Annotated in this window: 23 protein-coding genes, 1 other RNA gene and 1 pseudogene; 19 read left to right on the forward strand and 6 right to left on the reverse strand. The window is 67.3% G+C overall.

From position 1 onward, the window contains the following. Window positions 1-60: 60 nt before the first annotated feature. The 7 genes from rph to pepQ all read left to right on the forward strand — a co-directional run bounded on the left by rph (window position 61) and on the right by pepQ (window position 7,307). A complete protein-coding gene (gene rph / locus ACZK3W_RS17940; protein ID WP_012512000.1) occupies window positions 61-786 on the forward strand; it encodes a ribonuclease PH in 726 nt (241 codons plus the stop codon). After that, entirely contained in the window at window positions 783-1,172 is a 390-nt protein-coding gene (locus ACZK3W_RS17945) for a VOC family protein (RefSeq protein WP_478450140.1), read from the forward strand. The genes rph and ACZK3W_RS17945 overlap by 4 nt, the downstream gene beginning before the upstream one ends. Then, window positions 1,169-1,765, forward strand: coding sequence for an RdgB/HAM1 family non-canonical purine NTP pyrophosphatase (gene rdgB, locus ACZK3W_RS17950; protein ID WP_014038346.1), 597 nt, complete (start codon window positions 1,169-1,171; stop codon window positions 1,763-1,765). The genes ACZK3W_RS17945 and rdgB overlap by 4 nt, the downstream gene beginning before the upstream one ends. A 56-nt stretch (window positions 1,766-1,821) precedes the next feature. Beyond that, a complete protein-coding gene (gene hemW, locus ACZK3W_RS17955; protein WP_253145461.1) occupies window positions 1,822-3,048 on the forward strand; it encodes a radical SAM family heme chaperone HemW in 1,227 nt (408 codons plus the stop codon). Between the two features lie 201 nt (window positions 3,049-3,249). Beyond that, the gene (locus ACZK3W_RS17960) at window positions 3,250-5,529 is read left to right on the forward strand and encodes a DUF1631 family protein (protein WP_253145464.1); all 2,280 of its coding nucleotides are present in this window, start codon (window positions 3,250-3,252) and stop codon (window positions 5,527-5,529) included. Next, window positions 5,526-5,900, forward strand: coding sequence for a PilZ domain-containing protein (locus ACZK3W_RS17965; protein ID WP_180838787.1), 375 nt, complete (start codon window positions 5,526-5,528; stop codon window positions 5,898-5,900). Before ACZK3W_RS17960 ends, ACZK3W_RS17965 begins: the two co-directional genes overlap by 4 nt. 75 nt (window positions 5,901-5,975) lie before the next feature. Then, window positions 5,976-7,307 carry a Xaa-Pro dipeptidase gene (gene pepQ, locus ACZK3W_RS17970; RefSeq protein ID WP_478450141.1) on the forward strand — a complete coding sequence of 444 codons (1,332 nt, stop codon included), beginning with the start codon at window positions 5,976-5,978 and terminating at the stop codon, window positions 7,305-7,307. 504 nt (window positions 7,308-7,811) lie between these two features. On the opposite strand, the gene ACZK3W_RS17975 is transcribed toward pepQ, so the two are convergent. Both ACZK3W_RS17975 and ACZK3W_RS17980 read right to left on the reverse strand, forming a co-directional pair. Beyond that, window positions 7,812-9,134 carry an aminopeptidase P N-terminal domain-containing protein gene (locus ACZK3W_RS17975; protein WP_100437673.1) on the reverse strand — a complete coding sequence of 441 codons (1,323 nt, stop codon included), beginning with the start codon at window positions 9,132-9,134 and terminating at the stop codon, window positions 7,812-7,814. Window positions 9,135-9,139: 5 nt separating this feature from the next. Next, window positions 9,140-9,688, reverse strand: a complete 549-nt coding sequence (locus tag ACZK3W_RS17980) for a YecA/YgfB family protein (RefSeq protein WP_032128368.1) — start codon at window positions 9,686-9,688, stop codon at window positions 9,140-9,142. Window positions 9,689-9,841: 153 nt separating this feature from the next. On the opposite strand from ACZK3W_RS17980, the gene ACZK3W_RS17985 reads away from it, so the two are divergent. The 8 genes from ACZK3W_RS17985 (at window position 9,842) to ACZK3W_RS18020 (ending at window position 14,126) form a co-directional block, all read left to right on the forward strand. Continuing rightward, window positions 9,842-10,063, forward strand: a complete 222-nt coding sequence (locus ACZK3W_RS17985; protein ID WP_478450142.1) for a TIGR02449 family protein — start codon at window positions 9,842-9,844, stop codon at window positions 10,061-10,063. Further along, on the forward strand, window positions 10,060-10,356 hold the full coding sequence (locus ACZK3W_RS17990) for a cell division protein ZapA (RefSeq protein ID WP_005410899.1): 297 nt from the start codon (window positions 10,060-10,062) through the stop codon (window positions 10,354-10,356). Before ACZK3W_RS17985 ends, ACZK3W_RS17990 begins: the two co-directional genes overlap by 4 nt. A gap of 152 nt (window positions 10,357-10,508) precedes the next feature. After that, window positions 10,509-10,694: non-coding RNA, 6S RNA (gene ssrS, locus ACZK3W_RS17995), on the forward strand. 83 nt (window positions 10,695-10,777) lie between these two features. Continuing rightward, window positions 10,778-11,371: a 5-formyltetrahydrofolate cyclo-ligase gene (locus ACZK3W_RS18000; RefSeq protein WP_107431543.1), complete on the forward strand. Its 594-nt coding sequence runs from the start codon at window positions 10,778-10,780 to the stop codon at window positions 11,369-11,371. Further along, window positions 11,368-11,847, forward strand: a complete 480-nt coding sequence (locus ACZK3W_RS18005) for an EVE domain-containing protein (protein WP_032128370.1) — start codon at window positions 11,368-11,370, stop codon at window positions 11,845-11,847. The genes ACZK3W_RS18000 and ACZK3W_RS18005 overlap by 4 nt, the downstream gene beginning before the upstream one ends. A 22-nt stretch (window positions 11,848-11,869) precedes the next feature. After that, the gene (gene rpiA, locus ACZK3W_RS18010) at window positions 11,870-12,517 is read left to right on the forward strand and encodes a ribose-5-phosphate isomerase RpiA (protein ID WP_019338635.1); all 648 of its coding nucleotides are present in this window, start codon (window positions 11,870-11,872) and stop codon (window positions 12,515-12,517) included. Window positions 12,518-12,538: 21 nt separating this feature from the next. Beyond that, complete coding sequence (locus tag ACZK3W_RS18015; protein ID WP_125894959.1) at window positions 12,539-12,982, forward strand: DUF192 domain-containing protein; 444 nt, start codon at window positions 12,539-12,541, stop codon at window positions 12,980-12,982. 298 nt (window positions 12,983-13,280) lie between these two features. Continuing rightward, window positions 13,281-14,126: a SirB1 family protein gene (locus ACZK3W_RS18020; protein WP_010484022.1), complete on the forward strand. Its 846-nt coding sequence runs from the start codon at window positions 13,281-13,283 to the stop codon at window positions 14,124-14,126. Between the two features lie 59 nt (window positions 14,127-14,185). Here the strand turns inward: ACZK3W_RS18020 and ACZK3W_RS18025 are convergent, their stop codons facing one another. Beyond that, window positions 14,186-14,410 (reverse strand): rubredoxin, encoded by a 225-nt coding sequence (locus tag ACZK3W_RS18025; protein ID WP_080291769.1) that lies wholly within the window; start codon window positions 14,408-14,410, stop codon window positions 14,186-14,188. Between the two features lie 34 nt (window positions 14,411-14,444). Between ACZK3W_RS18025 and thiE the strand changes: the two genes are divergently transcribed. Next, window positions 14,445-15,071 carry a thiamine phosphate synthase gene (gene thiE / locus ACZK3W_RS18030; RefSeq protein ID WP_182266644.1) on the forward strand — a complete coding sequence of 209 codons (627 nt, stop codon included), beginning with the start codon at window positions 14,445-14,447 and terminating at the stop codon, window positions 15,069-15,071. A 16-nt stretch (window positions 15,072-15,087) separates the two neighbouring features. Further along, a complete protein-coding gene (gene hemL / locus ACZK3W_RS18035; RefSeq protein ID WP_478445017.1) occupies window positions 15,088-16,377 on the forward strand; it encodes a glutamate-1-semialdehyde 2,1-aminomutase in 1,290 nt (429 codons plus the stop codon). A 131-nt stretch (window positions 16,378-16,508) separates the two neighbouring features. Here hemL and azu read toward each other — a convergent pair whose 3' ends face one another. Then, complete coding sequence (gene azu / locus ACZK3W_RS18040; RefSeq protein ID WP_049460658.1) at window positions 16,509-16,958, reverse strand: azurin; 450 nt, start codon at window positions 16,956-16,958, stop codon at window positions 16,509-16,511. 123 nt (window positions 16,959-17,081) lie between these two features. Here azu and ACZK3W_RS18045 point away from each other — a divergent pair, with 123 nt between their 5' ends. Then, window positions 17,082-17,684, forward strand: coding sequence for an HAD-IA family hydrolase (locus ACZK3W_RS18045; RefSeq protein ID WP_478450143.1), 603 nt, complete (start codon window positions 17,082-17,084; stop codon window positions 17,682-17,684). A 53-nt stretch (window positions 17,685-17,737) separates the two neighbouring features. Here ACZK3W_RS18045 and ACZK3W_RS18050 read toward each other — a convergent pair whose 3' ends face one another. Continuing rightward, the gene (locus tag ACZK3W_RS18050) at window positions 17,738-18,964 is read right to left on the reverse strand and encodes an acetylornithine transaminase (protein WP_006467246.1); all 1,227 of its coding nucleotides are present in this window, start codon (window positions 18,962-18,964) and stop codon (window positions 17,738-17,740) included. 63 nt (window positions 18,965-19,027) lie between these two features. On the opposite strand from ACZK3W_RS18050, the pseudogene ACZK3W_RS18055 reads away from it, so the two are divergent. Then, window positions 19,028-19,899 (forward strand): annotated as a pseudogene (locus ACZK3W_RS18055) (ion transporter). Between the two features lie 65 nt (window positions 19,900-19,964). On the opposite strand, the gene ACZK3W_RS18060 reads toward ACZK3W_RS18055, so the two are convergent. Next, window positions 19,965-20,930, reverse strand: coding sequence for a YiiG family protein (locus ACZK3W_RS18060; protein ID WP_071228198.1), 966 nt, complete (start codon window positions 20,928-20,930; stop codon window positions 19,965-19,967). Window positions 20,931-20,935: the final 5 nt, after the last annotated feature.

Raw genomic sequence — 20,935 nt, forward strand, 5'->3', positions numbered from 1 at the left:
CCGCCCCGTGAAGGCCGCGGGCGTGGCGGCGTACTCCCTCGCCATTACGGAACCCGCACCATGTCCGATTCCCGCCCCAGCGGCCGCCAGCCCGACCAGCTCCGCCCGGTCGTCATCCAACGCGGCTTCACCCGCCACGCCGAAGGTTCGGTGCTGGTGTGCTTCGGTGAAACCCGTGTGCTGTGCACCGCCAGCGTCGAGAACCGCGTGCCGGGCTTCCTGCGCGGCAAGGGCGAAGGCTGGGTGACCGCCGAATACGGCATGCTGCCGCGCGCCACCCACACCCGCAGCGACCGTGAAGCGGCCCGTGGCAAGCAGGGCGGCCGCACGCTGGAGATCCAGCGCCTGATCGGCCGCAGCCTGCGCGCGTGCGTGGACCGCAACGCGCTGGGCGAACGCACCATCACCCTCGACTGCGACGTGCTGCAGGCCGACGGCGGCACCCGCACCGCCGCCATCACCGGCGCCTACGTGGCCCTGGTCGATGCGGTGAATGTGCTGATGAAGCGCGGCGACATCAAGCGCAACCCGATCCTGGGTGCAGTGGCAGCGGTGTCGGTGGGCGTCTACCGCGGCACCCCGGTGCTGGACCTGGACTACGCCGAAGACAGCGACTGCGACACCGACATGAACGTGGTGATGAACGACGGCGGTGGCTTCATCGAGCTGCAGGGCACCGCCGAAGGCCATGCCTTCCGCCGCGATGAACTGGACGCGCTGCTGGGCCTGGCCGAGAAGGGCGTGCGCGAGCTGCTGGACGCACAGCAGGCGGCGCTGTCGGCATGAACCGGCGCATCGCCCTGACCACCCTGGTGGTGGCCGACTATGACGAAGCCATTGCCTGGTACACCGGCAAGCTCGGCTTCGCACTGCTGGAGGACATCGACCAGGGCCACAAGCGCTGGGTGGTGGTGGGGCCGACCGACGGCAGCGCTGCCGCCCTGCTGCTGGCCCGCGCCAGCGACGAGGAACAGCGCAGCCGCATCGGCAACCAGACCGGTGGCCGCGTCGCCTTCTTCCTCAACACCGACGACTTCCACCGCGACCACACGGCGATGCTGTCCGCCGGGGTCGAATTCCTGGAAGCGCCGCGCGAAGAACCCTATGCAACGGTCGCGGTGTTCCGCGATCTGTATGGCAACACCTGGGACCTGCTGGAGCCCCGTCAATGAAGAAACTGGTACTGGCCAGCCACAACGCCGGCAAGCTGGTGGAGATGCAGGAGATCCTCGCCGACCTGCCGCTGCAGATCACCTCGGCCGCCGAGCTGGGCCTGGGCGACGTGGAAGAGACCGGCCTGACCTTCGTCGAGAACGCGCTGCTGAAGGCGCGCGCGGCCTGCGAAGCGACCGGCCTGCCGGCGCTGGCCGATGATTCGGGCCTGATCGTCGATGCCCTCGGCGGTGCACCGGGCCTGTACAGCGCGCGCTATGCCGGCCACCCGACCAATGCCGCGGCCAACAACGCCAAGCTGCTGGAGGCGATGGCCGACGTTCCCGATGGCCAGCGCGGCGCCCGCTTCTATGCGGTGATCGTGCTGCTGCGCCACGCCACCGATCCGCAGCCGCTGATCTGCGAAGGTCGCTGGGAGGGCCAGATCATCCGTGAACTGCGCGGCACGAATGGATTCGGCTACAACCCGGTGTTCCTTGACACCACCCACGGCCTGACCGCCGCGGAGATGGAGCCGGCCCTGAAAAACGCCATCAGCCACCGTGCCATTGCCCTGCAACAGCTCAAGCAGCAGCTGGCGACGCTGTACTGACGCCACCCGATCGAACCAGGGAAGCTGGCCAGCGGCCGGCACTACCGATGAAGCCCATGCCGCACGCCCACGACCACTGCAACCACCTGCCCGGCGAAGCCTGCTCCGCTGACCACGACACCTCGCCGCGGCTGGTACCGCCACCGCTGTCGCTGTACGTGCACCTGCCGTGGTGCGTGCGCAAGTGCCCGTACTGCGATTTCAATTCGCACCAGGCCAAGGGCGAACTGCCGTTCGATGCCTACATCGATGCGCTGCTGCGCGACCTGGACCAGGACCTGCCGCTGGTCTGGGGCCGGGTGGTGCACAGCGTGTTCTTCGGTGGCGGCACGCCCAGCCTGTTCCCGCCGGAAGCGATCGACCGCTTCCTGCAGCAGGCCAGCGCGCGCCTGCGCTTCGCGCCCAACGCCGAAATCACCCTGGAAACCAACCCGGGCACGGCCGAGCATGGCCGTTTCGACCGCTACCGCGCAGCCGGCGTGAACCGCCTCAGCTTCGGCATCCAGAGTTTCGACGACGCCATGCTCAAGCGCCTGGGCCGCATCCACGACAGTGGCGAAGCCGAGCGCGCGGTGAAGATGGCGCAGGACGCGGGCTACGACAACTTCAACATCGACCTGATGTACGCGCTGCCGGAACAGACCCTGGCCGGTGCCGAGGCCGATCTGGAACGTGCGTTCGCGCTGCAGCCGGCACACATCTCGCACTACCAGCTGACCCTGGAACCGAACACGGTGTTCTTCGCGCGGCCGCCGCAGGGCATTCCCGATGAAGACAACGCCTGGGACATGCAGGAACACTGCCAGGCCCTGCTGGCGCAGGCAGGCTTCGGCCAGTACGAGGTGAGCGCCTACGCGCGACCCGGTCGGCAGAGCGCGCACAACCTGAACTACTGGCGCTTCGGCGATTACCTGGGCATCGGTGCCGGCGCGCACGGCAAGATCAGCTCCGGTGCAGAGGAACACGTGCTGCGACGCTGGAAGCTGAAGCATCCGCAGGCTTATCTGGACAGCGCGGGCACCCCGGCCTCGTTCGGGGGTGACGATGTAATCGCTCCTGAGCGCCTGCCCTTCGAGTACATGCTGAATCTGCTGCGCCTGCACGAAGGCTTCGGCCTGCGCGATTTCGAGTCGCGTACCGGGCTGTCGCGCAGCGTGCTGGATGCACCGTTGGCCGAGGCCGTGCAGCACGGCTGGCTGGACGTGACCGATGGCCATGTGCAGCCGACCGAACTGGGCCGCCGCTTCACCAACGATGTGGTGAGCCTGTTCCTGGAGGAGTGAGCGTCTTGCAGTAGCGGGTAGTGCCGGCCGCTGGCCGGCAGCTCGATCGGCGCGGATTGCCGGCCAGCGGCCGGCACTACCGTTCATCGGTCGGGCCATGCCTGGCGAACGGGATGCACATTCGCCCTAAAGTAGCGCCGACAGCGGCCGACACGGTAGATTCACCAGATCGATCCGCGGGAATCCGGATACCGCCTGCCGATGTCAGCTGTCTTTTCCATCACTCCTGCCGACAAGAACCGCCTGGCCGCCAGCGACCTGCCACCGCGGGTACGTGAGCTGCTGGGCGCGCTGATCGGCCTGTGCCGGCAGACGCTGGCCGCGCCCCTGATCCTGACTGTCGAAGCGCTGGAGCAGACCCTGCTGCACGACGCCGATCGCGCACGCAATCCGCAGCAGCAAGCCGAACTGATGGCCCAGCGTGGACAGCTGCACGCCTTCGCTGGCCACTTCGCCGACCGCATGCTCGATGCCGTTGCCGACGCCCTCGCACGGTTGCGCGAACCGGCCAACGGTGTCAGCACCAGTGCTACGCCGCCAGCGCTGCCGGGCATGCTCGGGCTGTCGCTGGTTGATGAGCACGAAGTGGATCGCGACCTGCTGCTGACCGAGATGGTGCGGCGCGAAACCCTGCGTTCAACCAACACACTGAACCTGCTCGGCCAACGCCTGGGGGTACTGGCGGCGGCGCCGGCCTTCGAGGCCGACACCCTGCCGCTGGCGCCGCAGGCACTGTGCGCGATGGTGCGCCGGATTGCCGAACAGGACGCGCTGAGCGTCGAGGTACAGCTGGCGCTGTATCGCAGTTTCGAACGACAGGTGCTGGAACGGCTGGGCGATATCCTTGACCGTGCCAATGCCCTGCTGGCCCAGTCCGGCGTACTGCCGGGGCTGGTCTACACCCCCTACCTGGCACGCTCGTCGAGCACGCGGCGGATCATCACCCAGTCGGTGGGTGGCGGCCGCACCACGCAGCCGGCCAAGCGCAGCGCGGCCCCACTGACCGGCTGGAACGGTTCGGCACCGGCCGGCTCCTGGTCCAGCCTGGTACAGGACGCCTTCCACGAGGGTGGTGCAGCCGGCCCCGCCACGCCGGGCGTGACCACATCCACCGGCAGTGCTTTGCATGAGCTGCTGCAGCAGGCCCGGCACGCCAGCCCTGCCCCGGCGGACAGCGGCGCAGTGCCCAGTGCGGCAGTCGACGCGGTACTCGCGCGTCTGCAGGCTCAGTCCAGCGCGGCAACCGGCGTGGCCGACCTGCAAGCGGCCGTGGTCGCGCAGCTGCGCAGCGAGCATGGTGCGCAGGCCCAGCTGGGCAGTCACGACCGGGACAACCTGGACCTGCTGCGCATGCTGATGCAGCAGGTGCAACATCAGCAACGTCCCGATCCGGTGCCGGCCGCCCTGCTGGCCCGCCTGCAGGTGCCCCTGGCACGCGCGGCCATGGCCGACCCGGGCTTCTTCGTACGCGACGAACATCCCGCGCGTGAGCTGCTCAACCAGATCGCCGAAGTCGGTGCCAACTGGCTGGGCGACGACGATGTCGATCCGCAGCTGCTGCAGCGCATGGCGCAGAGCGTGCAGGGCCTGCTCGGCCAGGATGCACGCGCGCCGGAAGCCTTCGCCGCTGCCAACGAAGACGTGCAGCAGCACCAGCGCGCGGCGGCCCATCGTGCCGAACTGGCCGAGCGCCGCCACGTGGAAGCCGCGCGCGGCAAGGAACGATTGGAACTGGCCCGTCGCCAGGCCACCGCACAGATCGACCAGTGCTGCGACACGCAGTCGCCACCGCGCTTCGTACAGACCCTGTTGCGCCAGGCCTGGGCCGATGCACTGACCCTCACCCGCCTGCGCCATGGCGATGATTCGCCACAGTGGCAGGAACGCCTGCAACAGACCGAGCGCATCGCTGCCATCACCGCACAGGCCATCGACGCCCCCGGCGGCACCGATACCGCGTTGGCAGCGGACGTGGAGGCCGCACTGCTGCAGGTCGGCTACCACGCCGAGGAAGCCGCCGCCGTCGCGCGCAGGCTGGCCACGCCCGGCGGCGAGGATGAAAGCACCTCGCGTACCGAACTCAGTGCCCGCCTGAAGGCACGTGCGCGCCTGGGCGAACACGCCGGCGCGCCCACCGGCACAGCGCCTGCAACGCCCCGCAGCAGTGCCGAAGAAGCCGCCTACCAGCAACTGTCCACGCTGCCGTTCGGCAGCTGGTTCGACATCGATACCGGTGATGGCACGCTGCGCCGCCAGCGCCTGTCCTGGTACAGCCTGCTGACCGGCCACGCCCTGTTCGTCAATCCACGCGGGCAGAAGATCACCGATACCGACCTGGATACGCTGGCACGGCAGATCAGTGCCGGGCGCGCGCAACTGGTCACCGAAGACAAGGGTCGGCTGGTCGACCGTGCCTGGGAAGCCAGCCTTGGTGCGCTGCGCGCACTGGCCACAGGCCGCGCACAGGAGACCCCCGCATGAAAGCCGTACCGCCGCAGGACACCCGCCGCGCGCCGCGCCGCCAGGTCTCGGACCTGGTGCCGGTCACCGACCAGATGCGCGAGTGCGTGGTCGGGCGCCTCGGCAATGTCTCCGAAACCGGCATGCTGATGCTGGCCAGCGTGCCGCTGCGCGAGGATGCGCTGTACCAGCTGCGCTTCCCGTTGCCGCTGGGTGATGGCCGCCAGCAGGCCATCGACGTGGGCGTGCACCTGCTGTGGAGCGAGCCCGCACACGTTCCCGGCCAGAGCTGGACCGGCTTCCGCTTCCTGACCCTGTCACGCGAACATCGGCAGCTGCTGCGCCAGTGGGTGGGCGAGGACAGCGACGAGGGACCGGTTTCGACGGTCTGAGTGCCGGTTCCGGCACAGCGGTTTTTCGCGGTATGCGGCAGAATCTAGGGCCGTTTTCCGTGTCGAGCCACCGCAATGATCCAGCAAGACCCCGGCGCCCTGTATCCCGACCACCTGGCCGTGCTGTGCCGACGCGCCGAACAGGCGCTGGCCCGCGGCGGCTTCGATCACCTGGTGGTGCCCAGCGGCACCCTGCACTACCAGGTGTTCGACGACCGCGACTACCCGTATGCGGTGAATCCGCAGTTCAAGGCCTGGCTGCCGCTGACCCGCGTGCCCAACAGCTGGATCGTGTTCACCCCCGGCAAGCGTCCGGCGGTGATCTTCCACCAGCCGTTCGATTACTGGCACGTGGTACCGGACGCACCGAGTGGCTGGTGGGTGGAGCACTTCGACATCCACATCATCCGCAAGCCCGAAGAGGCGCTGGCCCTGCTGCCGGCCGACCCGTCGCGCTGCGCGATCCTCGGCGAGCCGCAGAGCACGCTGGGCAACTACGTGCCGAACAACCCGGCGCCGGTGGTGAACTACCTGGAATGGCACCGCGGCAGCAAGACGCCGTATGAAATCGCGCTGATGCGCCAGGCGCAGGTGCTGGGCGTGCGCGGCCACCGCGCCGCCGAAGCCGCGTTCCGCAACGGCGCCGACGAGTTCAGCATCCACATGGCGTACTGCCAGGCCGTCGGCCAGGACGCCAACGAGCTGCCCTACGGCAACATCGTGGCGTTGAACGAACATGCCGCCGTGCTGCATTACACCGAGCTGGGCCGCAAGGCGCCGCAGCCGCTGCGCAGCTTCCTGATCGATGCTGGTGCCAGCGCGCACGGCTACGCCAGCGACATCACCCGCACCTACGCCGCGCAGGGCCACGACGAGTTCGCCGCGATGATCGCCGCCGTCGACGCCGCCCAGCAGCAGATGTGCGCAGCGGTGCGCCCGGGCTTCGACTACAAGCAGCTGCACGTGGACGCACATCTTTCGCTGATGGGCGTGCTGAAGGACTTCGGCGTGATCAAGGTCTCGCCGCAGACCGCAGTGGAAACCGGCGTCAGCGCCGCGTTCTTCCCGCATGGCATCGGTCACCTGATCGGCCTGCAGGTGCACGACGTGGCCGGTTTCGCGGCCAGCGACGAGGGTGGCCGCATCGAGCGCCCGGCGGGCCACCCGTACCTGCGTCTGACCCGCGTGCTGGAACCGGGCATGGTGGTGACCATCGAACCGGGCCTGTACTTCATCGACATGCTGTTGAATGAAGTGAAGGATGCCGGCCATGGCGATGCGATCAACTGGGAGCGCGTGGATTTCTTCCGTCCGTATGGCGGCATCCGCATCGAAGACGAAGTGCTTTGCACTGAGGGCGAGGCGGACAACCTGACGCGGCCGGAGTTTGCGGCGGCGAACGGCTGAGCCCCTTGTGGTTGGTCGCAGAAGTCAAAAGCCGCGCTTGGCGGGGCGGGGTGGGTTCGCGGGGGACGCCGTGAACCCACCCCGCCCCGCCTCTGACAGTTTCCTGCCGCGTTCAACCACGGAAAAGAAAAAAGAAAAGCAGAAGCGGGTCGCTCGCTGCGCTCGCTCTGTGTCGACCAAGGTCGACACCTACCAACAGCCGCGCGTTCCAACGGCCGCAGTGGCCAGTAGATCCACGCCATGCGTGGAGGATTCATTCGATATCTGACAGATGTGCCGACCAACGGTCGGCACACACCAACAGCCGCCTGAACCTGTCAAAGGCGGGGCACTGTGGGTTTGCGGGGTGTGAGCCGCATGGATGCGGCGACCAAGCCTACAGGGACGTACTTGCGGCGTCCCCGCAAACCCACAGTGCCCCGCCCTCCCACGGAATGCCGCTTCGGCTTTTGACGTTGCCGTTGATTGCAGCAGGTGCAGGGCTGCAAGCCCTGCCGAAACCCCTTACCCCGCCATCACCGCTTCAATCTCGTCGGCGCTGCGCGCCAGGCCTTCGGTCAGCACGCGATGCCCGTCATCGGTGATCAGCACGTCATCCTCGGTACGGATGCCGATACCGCGCCAGCGCGGTTCCACCGTCGTATCGTCCACGCCGATATACAGCCCCGGCTCGATGGTGAACGCCATGCCCGGCTCCAGCAGCCGCGAATCGCCGGCCAGGCGATAGTCACCCACGTCGTGCACGTCCATGCCGATCCAGTGCCCGGTCTTGTGCCGGTAGAAACGCTGGTACAGGCCCTCGGACAGGTTCTTTTCCAGCGTGCCCTTCAGCAGGCCCAGCCGCAGCAGGCCTTCGGTCAGGGTCTGCACCGCCGCCAGGTGACCCATCTCGTAGGCCACGCCCGGCTTGGCCTGGGCCAGTGCCGCGGCCTGCGCGTCACCGACCAGGTCGTGCAGCGCGCGCTGCTCGGCGCTGAAGCGGCCGTTCACCGGGAACGTGCGGGTGATGTCGCTGGCATAGCCGCGGTATTCGGCACCGGCGTCGATCAGCACCAGCTCACCATCGCGCGAACGTGCGTTGTTGTCGCGGTAATGCAGGATGCAGCCGTTGCGACCTGCACCGACGATGCTGCAATAGGCCGGCACCGCGTCGTTGGCGCGGAACACGCGTTCCAGCTCCGCCTGCAGTTCGTACTCGTGGATGCCGGCCTTCGCCGCCTTCATCGCTGCCAGATGTGCACGTACACTGATCTGCGCGGCGTGGTGCATCAGCGCCACTTCGGCGCCGGACTTGAACAGGCGCTGCTCATGCAGCAGGTGGCCCAGCTCCAGGAACTCATGCGGCGGCTGCGCGCCGTGGCGCACCTGCGAACGCACGCGGTTGACCCAGCCGATCAGCTTCAGGTCGAAATCGGCGTCGCGACCGAAGTGGTAATAGACGCGCGAACGCCCTTCCAGCAGGCCCGGCAGGATGTCGTCCAGATCGTCGATCGGGTACGCATCGTCCATGCCGTACTGCGCCACCGCACCTTCCTGGCCGGCGCGGCTGCCGTCCCAGGCCTCGCGCTCGGCATCGCGCTCGCGGCAGAACAGGATGGCCTCGCCGTGGCGGCGGCCCGGGATCAACACCAGCACCGCTTCCGGCTCCGGGAAGCCGCTCAGGTACTGGAAGTCCGAATCCTGCCGGAACGGGTAATGGGTATCGAGGCTGCGCACCTTCTCGGCGGCGGCGGGAAGCACCAGGATCGCATCCTCGCCGGCCATGTCCATCAGCTGGCGGCGCCGACGCTTGTATTCGCCGGCCGCGATGCCGGTGCGCTGCTTGATGTCCATCAGTTCAGGCGCTGCCGATGGCGCGAGGCCAGCACCACGTCACCGTGCAGCAGCAACACCGCCACGCGGATGAATTCCTCGATCTCGGACAGGGCTTCGTCATCGTCATCGCCGCCGGCCTCGAAATCCTCGCTGGAGGCACGCGCCAGGCTGGCCATGTCGGTCAGCGCTTCTTCGCCCTCTTCGGACAGGGTCGGGCGGCGGCCGCCGCTGCCCAGGCCGAAGCCGCCCAGGAAGGAACGGGTCCAGCTGAACATGGCATCAGCCTGCGCGGACACGTCGTCGCCATCGGTCAGCAGCAGTTCGAAGGCGAAATCGCGGTCTTCCAGTTGCTTGATGGTGACCTGCAGCAGCTGCCCCAGCACGCTGTCGGCGGCCACCGGCGGCAGGTTGTCGTCGGCCAGCACACGCGCCGGCCAATCATTGCCGGGGGCACCACCGGCGGCCAGCCAGCCGCACAGTGCGCCGTGCAGCTCGGCAGCGGTGGCGCCCAGGCCCAATTCCTGGCTGGCGCGGGTAACGTCGTCGACGGAGGGAAGTTCGGTCATCGTGCGGCTCGTTCGGAAAGGAAACCCGGGGCGCGCACGCGCGCGCCCGTGAGACCCCGTAGTGTAGCAACCCGACGGCATCCTCTCTGCGACCGTCAGGCCTTGCTGCGACAACGCTTGACCGCCCTTACCCGGCTTGCCTATCGTGCCCGTATGGAACCCCCCGATCCCCTTGCCCAGCTGCAGGACTTCGCTGCCCGCGTGGAAGCGTTGCTTGAACGCAACCAGCGCCTGGCCGAGGAGAACCGCAGCCTGCGCCACCAGCAGGAACAGCTGGTGGCCGAGCGTTCCACGCTGCTGGCCAAGAACGAGCAGGCACGCTCGCGGGTGGAAGCAATGATCAGCCGGCTCAAATCCCTGGAGCAGCACACATGAGCGCCGAACCGGTCAGTGTCCGCATCCTCGATCGTGAATACACCGTGGGTGTCGGCGGCGATGAACGCGATAGCCTGATGGCCGCCGCCCGCCTGCTCGATGCGCGCATGCGCGAAATCCGCGGCAGCAACCGCATGGCCGCGGTCGACCGCGTCGCCGTGCTGGCGGCGTTGAACCTGGCCCATGAACTGCAACTGCTGCGCGACGAGAACGCCCGCCAGGCAGTCGCCCTGCAGCAGACGCTGGCCGACCTGAACCGGCGCCTGGACCGCGCGATCGACGGCACCCCGTAGAAGAGGGGACGGAGGGAATCAAGGCGCATTCGCCCCTTCCGTGCCGGAAACGTCTTAATCCCCTCCGTCCCCTTTTCTCATATCTGAATTGGCACGGACTGTTGCCGACGAACGGCCTATCCAGATCCTGCGTGCTGGCTATAATGGCCACGCGTTCTCTGCGGTACTCGACGGCATGTGCAAACATTCGCCTTGTCCCTTAAGAACGACACCGGGAGCGCGACAGCGCCGGGAGTGCAGGTCCGCCTTGTAGCGGGAAGCCCGATGGTTCTCCAGCGTTCCCACTTGAGCCCCCGGGTTCAAGGTCGTTTCGCATGCATCGACATTGCGGAGAATGCAATATTCCAGCAAGGGCGGCGTCTTCGGGCGTCGCCCTTGTTCTTTCCGGCACAATGACGGCTGATCCTTGCCGCACGCTGCCATGACCGACCCGCGCCAGGCCCTGCGCCACGACCTGCGGCAACGCCGCCGCGACCTTTCCGCCGCTGAGCGCATCGCCGCCGCCGAATCGCTTGCCGATGCCCTGCTGGCCCTGCCGTTCGCCCCGCGCGAAGGCGCCGTGGCCGGCTACTGGGCGCTGGATGGCGAAATTGCCCTGCACCGCTGGCAGTTGCAGCTACCCGACACACTGACCTACTGCCTGCCGGTACTGGCGGGTGACGTGCTGCGCTTCGCACCGTGGCGCCCCGGGCAGCCGCTGACCAGCAACCGCTATGGCATTCCTGAGCCGGACGTGGCGGTGGAAGACACCCTGGAACCGGCGCAGATGGCGCTGGTAGTGACCCCGCTGGTGGGTTTCGACACACAGTGCCGGCGGCTGGGCATGGGGGGCGGCTGGTATGATCGCAGCTTCGCCTTCCGCCACGACCGGCCGGCGCCGCCCTGGCTGGTCGGCGCTGCATTCGCGGTGCAGCAGGTCGAGTCCTTGCCGGTGGCGTCGTGGGACGTGCCGGTGGATGCGATCTGCACCGAAGACGGCACCCTGTTCCCCTCCGCTGCCCCCGTGAACGCATGACCGCCCGCAAGCGCTACTGGCTGATGAAGTCCGAACCGGACGCCTTCTCCATCGATGACCTGGCCAAGGTCAAGGTCGAACCCTGGAACGGGGTGCGCAACTACCAGGCGCGCAATTTCATGCGCGATGGCATGCAGGTGGGCGACGGCATCCTGTTCTACCACTCCAATACCAAGGTGCCCGGCATCGTCGGCCTGGCCACGGTCGCCAGCCCGGCCTATCCGGACGACACCCAGTTCGACCCGAAATCCGACTACCACGACCCCAAGAGCACGCGCGAGAACCCGCGCTGGATGCTGGTGGACGTGGCCTTCGACCGCAAGCTCAAGCAGGTGATCGCGCTGGACGAGATCAAGCTGCACGCCGAAGAACTCGGCGAGGGCTTCCCGCTGGTTGCCAAGGGCAACCGCCTGTCGGTGTTCCCGGTGACCGCCGCGCAGTGGAAGCTGCTGCTGTCGCTGGAAAAGAAATCCTGATTCCCTGCCTGAGAGTTCTCCCATGTCCGAAGCCAAGCGCCTGGCCGCCGAGAAAGCCATCGAGTACGTTGAAGACGGCATGATCGTCGGTGTCGGCACCGGTTCCACCGTGGCCTATTTCATCGATGCCCTGGCCCGCATCCAGCACCGCATCAAGGGTGCCGTGTCCAGCTCCGAACAGAGCACCGCGCGCCTGAAGCAGCACGGCATCGAGGTGATCGAGCTGAACCACAGCGGCAACCTGTCGCTGTACGTGGACGGCGCCGATGAGTGCGATGCCAACAAGTGCCTGATCAAGGGTGGCGGCGCCGCACTGACCCGCGAGAAGATCATCGCCGAGGCCAGCGAGCGCTTCATCTGCATCGTCGACCCGAGCAAGCAGGTGCCGGTGCTGGGCAGGTTCCCGCTGCCGGTGGAAGTGATCCCGATGGCGCGCAGCCTGGTCGCCCGCCAGATCCGCGACATGACCGGCGGCCAGCCGACCTGGCGCGAAGGCGTGGTCACCGACAACGGCAACCAGATCCTGGACATCCACAACCTGCAGATCACCGATCCGGAAAAGCTGGAGCGCGAGCTCAACCAGCTGCCCGGCGTGGTCTGCGTCGGCCTGTTCGCGCGCCGTCGCGCCGATGTGGTGATCGTCGGTGGTGAGCCGCCGGTCGTGCTCTGACCCTTTCGAAGGATCCTGACGATGTCGCTGTTGCGTTCGCTGCTGATGCTTCCGCTGCTGGCCCTGGCCGGCTGTGCCACCGATGCGGCCCGCCACTGGGTCGAGCTGGATGGTGCGCGCTACCAGGTGGAGCTGGCCACCAACGATGAAACCCGCGCGCGCGGGCTGATGTTCCGCGACCAGATGGCCGCTGACCACGGCATGTTGTTCATCCACGACCGCGAAGAAATGCAGGCGTACTGGATGAAGAACACCAAGCTTGCGCTGGACATCCTGTACTTCGACAGCCAGCGCAAGCTGGTCAGCCAGCAGCGCGACGTGCCGCCGTGCTCGGCCGGCGACATGTGCCCGCCCTACCCCAGCGGTGGCCCGGCGCGCTATGTACTGGAGCTCAACGCCGGCCAGGCCGAGAAGCTCAAGCTGAAGGACGGCACCGAGCTGACCTTCGGCCCGGGCATCGAGTAACAGGGTTCTGCCGGGCTGCGCCCGGCACCCGCCGAATCAACATCAAAGGCAAAAGCTGGGTTACCGAGGGATGGCGGGGCGGTGTGGACTTGCAGGACACGCCGTAAACCCGTCCCTGGGGGCTCGTAGGCGCCATCCATGGCGCCTGCGGTCCTGCAAGCCCACACCGCCCCACCTCTGACAGTTGGCCGGCGGCTGTTGGTAGGTGTCGACCTTGGTCGACACGACATTTCCAAGGCGATGTTCTTTTCACGCGGCACCGCTTGAAACCGCCTGCGAATGACGCCAGTCTGTGGTCATGCAGGACCGGATCTCACTCCCCGACTGGGATGCACTGGCCGACCTCGAAGACGAGGCGCTGCCACTGTTGCCGACCGCGCTGCTGATCGCGCGCGATGAATACCCCGATCTGCAGCCGTCCACCTACGACGCGCTGATCCAGAGCCATGTCGACCACCTCCGTTCGGAAGTGGACAGCATCGACAACAGCCCGCTGAAGATGGCGGCGATCAACCGCCACCTGTTCGACGAGCTGGGCTACAGCGGCGACCACGACGAGTACTACGACCCGCGCAACAGCTACCTCAACCAGGTATTCGAGCGCCGCCTGGGCAACCCAATCTCGCTGGCGCTGGTGCAGATGGAAGTCGCGCGCCGGCTGGGAATCCCGCTCGACGGCGTGTCCTTCCCCGGCCACTTCCTGGTGCGCCTGCCGGTGGACGACGGCGTGCTGGTGATGGACCCGTTCAATGGCGGCCGCCCGCTGGACGTGGACGAACTGCGCGAGCGGGCCAAGTCACACCTGGGCGGGCAGATGCCCGACGACCAGGTGCTGGCGCAGATCCTCGATCCGGCGCCGGCGCGCGCGATCCTGATGCGCATGCTGCGTAACCTGCACGGCGTGTATGCCGAAGCCGGCGAATGGGACCGCGCCGCACGCAGTGCCGACCGCCTGCTGAAGCTGGCCCCGGAGCAGGACGACGCGTTGCGTGATCGCGGCCTGGCCTACCTGCAGCTGGAGTATCTGGCCGGTGCCCGCCACGACCTGGGGCAGTATCTGAAGCGCAACCCGGAAGCCAGCGATGCGCAGTGGCTGCGCGAGAAGCTGATCGACCTCGGCGGGCCGGTACCGCGGCTGCATTGAGGGTGTCCGGTGTGCGGACCAACGGTCCGCACCCACAGAAGGGCCTGCAGGCCCCGCCATCAATCGACCTCGACCATCTCGAAATCGGCCTTGGTCACGCCGCAATCCGGGCAGGTCCAGGTCTCGGGAATGTCTTCCCAGCGCGTCCCCGGCGCGATGCCTTCTTCCGGCAAGCCTTCCGCTTCGCTGTAAAGAAAGCCGCAGACCACGCACATCCAGGTACGCAAGGTGGTGGGGGTGGCATCGCTCATCGGATAATCAAGGCTGGATTCACGGGCCGCCATTGTCCCATCGCGGCTCACTCACCGGTAGCCATCGATGACCTCTGCTTCCCCGGCGCCCCGCGGCGTCTACCTGATCACCCCGGACGAGCCCGATACCGCACGCCTGCTGGCCCGCACCGCGCCGCTGCTGGCCGCCGGCGCCACCTGGCTGCAGTACCGCAACAAGACCGCCAGCGACGCGCTGCGGCGGGAGCAGGCCACCGCCCTGCAGGCGCTGTGCGCGGAACACGGCGTGCCGCTGATCGTCAACGACGACCCGGCGCTGGCGAAGGCGGTCGGCGCCGCCGGCGTGCATCTGGGCGGCACCGATGGCGATATCCCCAGCGCGCGTGCCCTGCTCGGCGCGGACGCCATCATCGGCGCGTCCTGCTACGACCAGCTGGCCAACGCCGAGCAGGCCGTGGCCGCCGGCGCCAGCTACGTGGCCTTCGGCGCGTTCTTCCCGACCACCACCAAGATCACCAGCAGCCGCGCCCACACCGACCTGCTGCGGCAAAGCGCCGCACTGGGCGTGCCGCGGGTGGCGATCGGCGGCCTGACGCCGGACAATGTCGGTCCCATCATCGACGCCGGCGCCGATCTGGTCGCCGTGGTCAGCAGCGTGTTCGCCGCCGAAGACCCGGTTGCGATCCAGCGCGCCTACCTCGCCCAGTTCGCGTAATGCCCAGGAAATCCGCATGAACCACGACCAGTCCCACGCCCTGTTCTCCCGCGCCCAGCAGCTGCTGCCGGGCGGCGTCAATTCGCCGGTGCGCGCGTTCAAATCGGTCGGCGGCGAACCGTTCTTCGTCGAGCGCGCCGATGGCGCCTACCTGTACGACGTCGATGGAAACCGCTACATCGATTACGTCGGTTCCTGGGGCCCGATGATCGTCGGCCACAACCACACGGCGGTGCGCCAGGCGGTGAAGAAGGCGATCGACAATGGCCTGTCCTTCGGCGCGCCCTGCGCGGCCGAAGTGACCATGGCCGAGACCATCACCCGACTGGTGCCGTCGTGCGAGATGGTGCGCATGGTCAACTCCGGCACCGAGGCTACGTTGTCGGCCATCCGCCTGGCGCGCGGTGCCACCGGCCGCAACCGCATCGTCAAGTTCGAAGGCTGCTACCACGGCCACGGCGACTCGTTCCTGGTCAAGGCCGGCAGCGGCATGCTGACCCTGGGCGTGCCGACCTCGCCGGGCGTGCCGGCCGGCCTGAGCGAACTAACCCTGACCCTGCCCTACAACGACTTCGAAGCGGCTACTGCCCTGTTCGAACAGCAGGGTGACGACATCGCCGGCCTGATCATCGAACCGGTGGTTGGCAACGCCAACTGCATTCCGCCACGCGAGGGTTACCTGCAGCACCTGCGCGACCTGTGCACGAAGCATGGCGCGCTGCTGATCTTCGACGAAGTGATGACCGGTTTCCGCGTTGCCCTTGGCGGTGCACAGGCGCACTACGGCATCACCCCGGACCTGACCACCTTCGGCAAGATCATCGGCGGCGGCATGCCGGTGGGTGCTTACGGCGGCCGCCGCGAGCTGATGCAGCAGATCGCCCCGGCCGGCCCGATCTACCAGGCCGGCACGCTGAGCGGCAATCCGGTGGCGATGGCCGCCGGCCTGGCGATGCTGGAACTGATCCAGCGGCCGGGCTTCCACGCCGACCTGGCCGAGCGCACCGCGCGCCTGTGTGCCGGCCTGGAAGCGGCCGCCGCCGACGCCGGCGTGGCGGTGACCACCACCCACGTGGGCGCCATGTTCGGCCTGTTCTTCACCAGCGAGAAGGTGGAGACCTATGCGCAGGCCACCGCCTGTGACATCCCGGCGTTCAACCGCTTCTTCCACGCGATGCTGGACCAGGGCGTGTTCCTGGCACCGTCGGCGTACGAGGCCGGCTTCCTGTCCAGCGCGCACGAGGATGCGGTGATCGAGGCCACCCTCGCCGCCGCACGCGTGGCGTTCAAGGCCGCCAAGGGCTGAGCCCGCTCTGCACGAAAAAGGGGACGGAGGGGATTAAGTCGTTTGTGCACAAACGACTTAATCCCCTCCGTCCCTTTTTTCATCCACGCATGGCGTGGATCTACTGGTAGAGCCACGCCATGCGTGGCTGCTCAACCGAAGACGAACTTGCCCTTCATCATCGCGAAGTGGCCGGGGAACGAGCAGAAGAAGGTGTAGTCACCGCCCTTCTGCAGGCCCTGGGTAGAAAAGCGCACGCGCGCGGTTTCACCACCGCCGATCACCTTGGTGTGCGCCAGCACGCGCTTGTCGGCCTTCGGCAGGTAGCTGTCGGCCAGGGTCATACGCATGCCAGCCATCGCCACCGGCTGGTAATCCGCGCTGCGGGTCAGCACCCAGTTGTGGCCCATCGCGGTAGCGGCCAGCTTGCCGGTGTGGCGCAGGGTCAGATCCACGGCGGTGCAATCAGCGGCCACCTTGATCTCGCGGCTGCTGAAGCTCATCTGGTCGGTGCTGTCGATGCTCACCGCACACACCCGCGCCATCGCTGACGGCGCCAGCATCAGCGCGCCCAGTCCCACTGCCACCATCCAAGCCTTCATCGTTGCATCTCCTGCGGATTCAAGCGCCATTCTAGGCAGGCCCCTGCGGCCGCGTCTGCGACCGTCTGTCGCATGGCTGCTCCAGGGTTTCCCGCGTGTTCACTGCAATGGCATGCTCGGCCAATGCGGATCGGCCTGTTGCTGCTGGATGTGGATGGCGTGCTGGTGCAGTACCAGCGCGCGCAGCGCGTGCTGCACCTGGCGCGGGCGCTGGATGTCGCGCCGGAAACCGTGCAGGCCGCGCTGTACGACAGCGGGCTGGAAGCGGCACATGACGATGGCACGCTCGATGGCCGGGCCTATCTGGCGCAGCTGGGAGAGCTTCTAGGCACGACGGTCGATGTGACTGCTTGGACCGCGGCGCGGCGGGCCGCCAGCCATCCGCAGGCTGCCGTGTTGCAGCGACTGCAAACACTGCAGTTGCCGATGGCAGTGCTGACCAACAACGGCGCGCTGATGCAACAGGCCTTGCCCACCCTGCTGCCGGAACTGTTCCCTGCCCTGCAGGACCGCGTGTTCTGCAGCGCCGATTTCGGCCTGCGCAAACCGGCGCCGGAAGTCTTCCTGCGCACGCTTGAGGTACTCGGCGTGGCACCTGCGCGCACGCTGTTCGTCGATGACCTGTTCGCCAACGTGCGCGGCGCACGCGCCGCCGGCCTGCACGCGGAAACCGTGCGCGATGGCCGGGGATTGGGCAAGGTGTTGAAGCGTTACGCGGTGAGCTGATCGGGGTCAGAGCCCTCTCCGCAGGAGAGGGATCCGACCCCAGCGCCGCGGCGTCAGCGCGCGGCGATGAACGCAGCAATCGCTGCGCGCAGGCGCTTGAGGCCTTCGGCCACTTCTTCGTCGGTGATGTTCAGCGACGGCACGAAGCGCAGCACATCCGGGCCGGCCTGCAGGGTCAGCAGGCCCTGCTCGGCGGCGTGGTCGAGGATCGCACCGGCCTGGCCGGCGAAGTCCTTGCTCAGCACCGCGCCCAGCATCAGGCCACGGCCACGCACGTCGCTGAACACACCGAACTCGTCGTTGATGCGGGCGAAGCCATCGCGCAGCGCCTTCGACTGGCGGCTGACGTTGGCGGCGATCTCCGCCGAGGCCAACTTGCGCAGCGCCACGCGGGCCACCGCAGCAGCCAGCGGGTTGCCACCGAAGGTGGTGCCGTGCGCGCCGAACTGCATGGTCTCAGCCACCTTCGGGCCGGCCAGCATCGCGCCGATCGGGAAGCCGCCGCCGAGCGCCTTGGCCAGGGTGACCATGTCCGGTACCACATCGTCCTGCCAGTGCGCGAACAGCGTGCCGGTGCGGCCCATGCCGGCCTGGATTTCATCCAGCACCAGCAGTGCGTTGTGCTGGTCGCACAGTTCGCGCACGCGCTTGAGGAAACCGGACTTGGCCGGCATCACGCCGCCCTCGCCCTGGATCGGCTCCAGCATCACTGCGGCCACGTCGCCGGCGGCCATCGCGGTTTCCAGCTGCACCTCATCGTTGAAATCGATGTAGCGGAAGCCACCGGGCAGCGGCTCGTAGCCTTCCTGGTACTTCGGCTGGGCGGTGGCGGTCACCGCGCCCATGGTGCGGCCGTGGAAGCTGCCGCGGAAGGTGATGATGACGCGCTTGTCGGCCGGGCGGCCCTGGCTGGAGGCCCACTTGCGGACCATCTTGATCGCCACTTCGTTGGCTTCGGCGCCGGAGTTGCACAGGAACACGCGCTCGGCGAAGCGGCTGGCCTTCACCAGCTCCTCGGCCAGGTGCAACGGCGGCGCGCTGTAGAACACGTTGCTGGTGTGCCAGAGCTTGCCGGCCTGCTCGACCAGCGCGGCGACCAGGTCCGGGTCGTTGTGGCCCAGGCCACACACGGCGATGCCGGCGGCCAGGTCGATGAACTCACGGCCCTGGCTGTCCCACACGCGGGCGCCCTGGCCTCGTTCCAGTACCACCTGGCGGGGCTTGTAGACCGGCAGGTAATAGTGCGAAAGGGAGATCAGCGGATCGGTAGCGGCGGTCATGGCAGTCGGCAGGGTTCAGGAATCCCCATTCTCGCGCCGGAACCCCTGCGGCACAATGCGCCCATGCGACCGTTTTCCGCCCCCAGCTGAACCCCGCCACCGAGACCGGCTGGCGCCGTCGGTGGTTCGACATCATCTACCGCCACGACACCCGGCCTTCGCGCAATTTCGACCTGATCCTGGTGGTGGCGATCATCGCCAGCATCCTGGTAGTGATGATCGACAGCGTGCAGCACCTGCATGCCGAATGGTCCACCGGCCTGTACATCCTGGAATGGGGCTTCACGATCATCTTCACCGCCGAGTACCTGCTGCGGCTGGCGGTGGTCAAGCGCCCGCTGCGCTACGCGGTGAGCATCTGGGGCATCATCGACCTGCTGTCGATCCTGCCCGCCTACCTGTCGATGTTCATCCCCGGCGCGCAGAGCCTGCTGGTGGTGCGCGCGCTGCGCATCCTGCGCGTGTTCCGCATCCTCAAGCTGACCCGCTACATCGAGGAAAGCGGCGTATTGATGACGTCACTGTGGCGCAGCCGGCGCAAAGTGCTGGTGTTCCTGTTCACGGTGATCACCATCACCATCATCGCCGGTGCGCTGATGTACGTGATCGAGGGCCCCGAACACGGCTTCACCAACATCCCGGCCAGCATGTACTGGGCGGTGGTGACCATGGCCACGGTCGGTTTCGGCGACATCGTGCCGCAGACCGTGCTCGGCCGCTTCGTCACCTCGGTGCTGATCCTGATCGGCTACAGCATCATCGCCGTGCCCACCGGCATCTATACCGCCGAGCTGGCCAGCACCATGCGTGAAGCCGAGCAGGCCGCGCGCCGCGATGCACGTGGCTGCCCGGACTGTGGGCTGGAAGGCCATGAACCGGATGCACTGCACTGCCGCAAGTGCGGCGGCAAGCTGCCGGATGCGTTCAACCATTGAGGTACATGCCGGCCAGCGGCCGGCACTACCTCTCGGCGGTTACGCATGGATGCGTGTGCCGTTGCTCACCGCATGCGGTTGCTGGTGGTCACCAGATCGTTGTATGCGGCGAGGATCGTTGACTGCGCCCCTTCCGGGTCGGTGGTGAGCCAACTGCCCGACGCCTTCCGCTCTGCCGCCAGTGCTTCGGCGGTGATCGGCTTGTGCTGCTCCAGGCGCTCGACGCCACGTCCCGCAGTACGCACCAGCTTGTCCGCCGAACGCTGCACGTGGCCCCACATCGGGTCGTCCTTGCCGACACCGCCGTTCTGGATTTCCGTCACCAGTGCCTGATAGTCAGCCAGCTGCACGCGCAGCGCCGCAACGTCCGGTGCGTCGTCCTGGAACGCCGTGGCCAGTAGCTTGCCGTCGCCCAGCAGGCGAAGGTGATAGTAGGCCAGCGAGCGCCCTTCGCTCTCCTCGATCTGCTTCAGCTGCGCGGCACGGCGATCGTTCTCGTTCTTTTCCAGCGCCACATCCATCGCTTCGCTGGCCTTGAAGAAATCAGCATAGGCCTGCATCAGCGGGGCATGCTGGCTGCGCATCCCTTCACCGCCATCACGACGATAATCCTCGCGGGTGAAGTATCCATCGGCGCGCTCGACCAGGGTGTTCAATGCCTGGAAGGCCTGCTGATAGTCACGCGCGGGGCCATCCATCGGCAAGGCCGGGGTCTTCGCCAGCGCGTCGGTCAGTGGCTGGCCGCAGTACTCGACGCGGTGCGACAGCACCTTCCCGGGCGAACGCGGTTGCGCTTCCTTGCCGGTCGGGCCGGCTTCAGGGTCCTTCATCCAGCTGGTGTAGGTCTGGAAACCCTCGTGAATGGGTTGTTCAACGCCGTTGTAGCACTCGATGTAGGCGTTCACCTTCTCCAGGCTGGGGTCGGCCAGCGACAACCCTGCCGGTTTGTTGCAGCCGCTCAGGCCAGCCACAGCGCCGATCAGCAGCAGCGGCGCGATACGCAGACAGGAAGTCGTCATGGTCTCTCGCATGGGTG

The organism is Stenotrophomonas sp. 80084_Sma, from assembly GCF_056481995.1.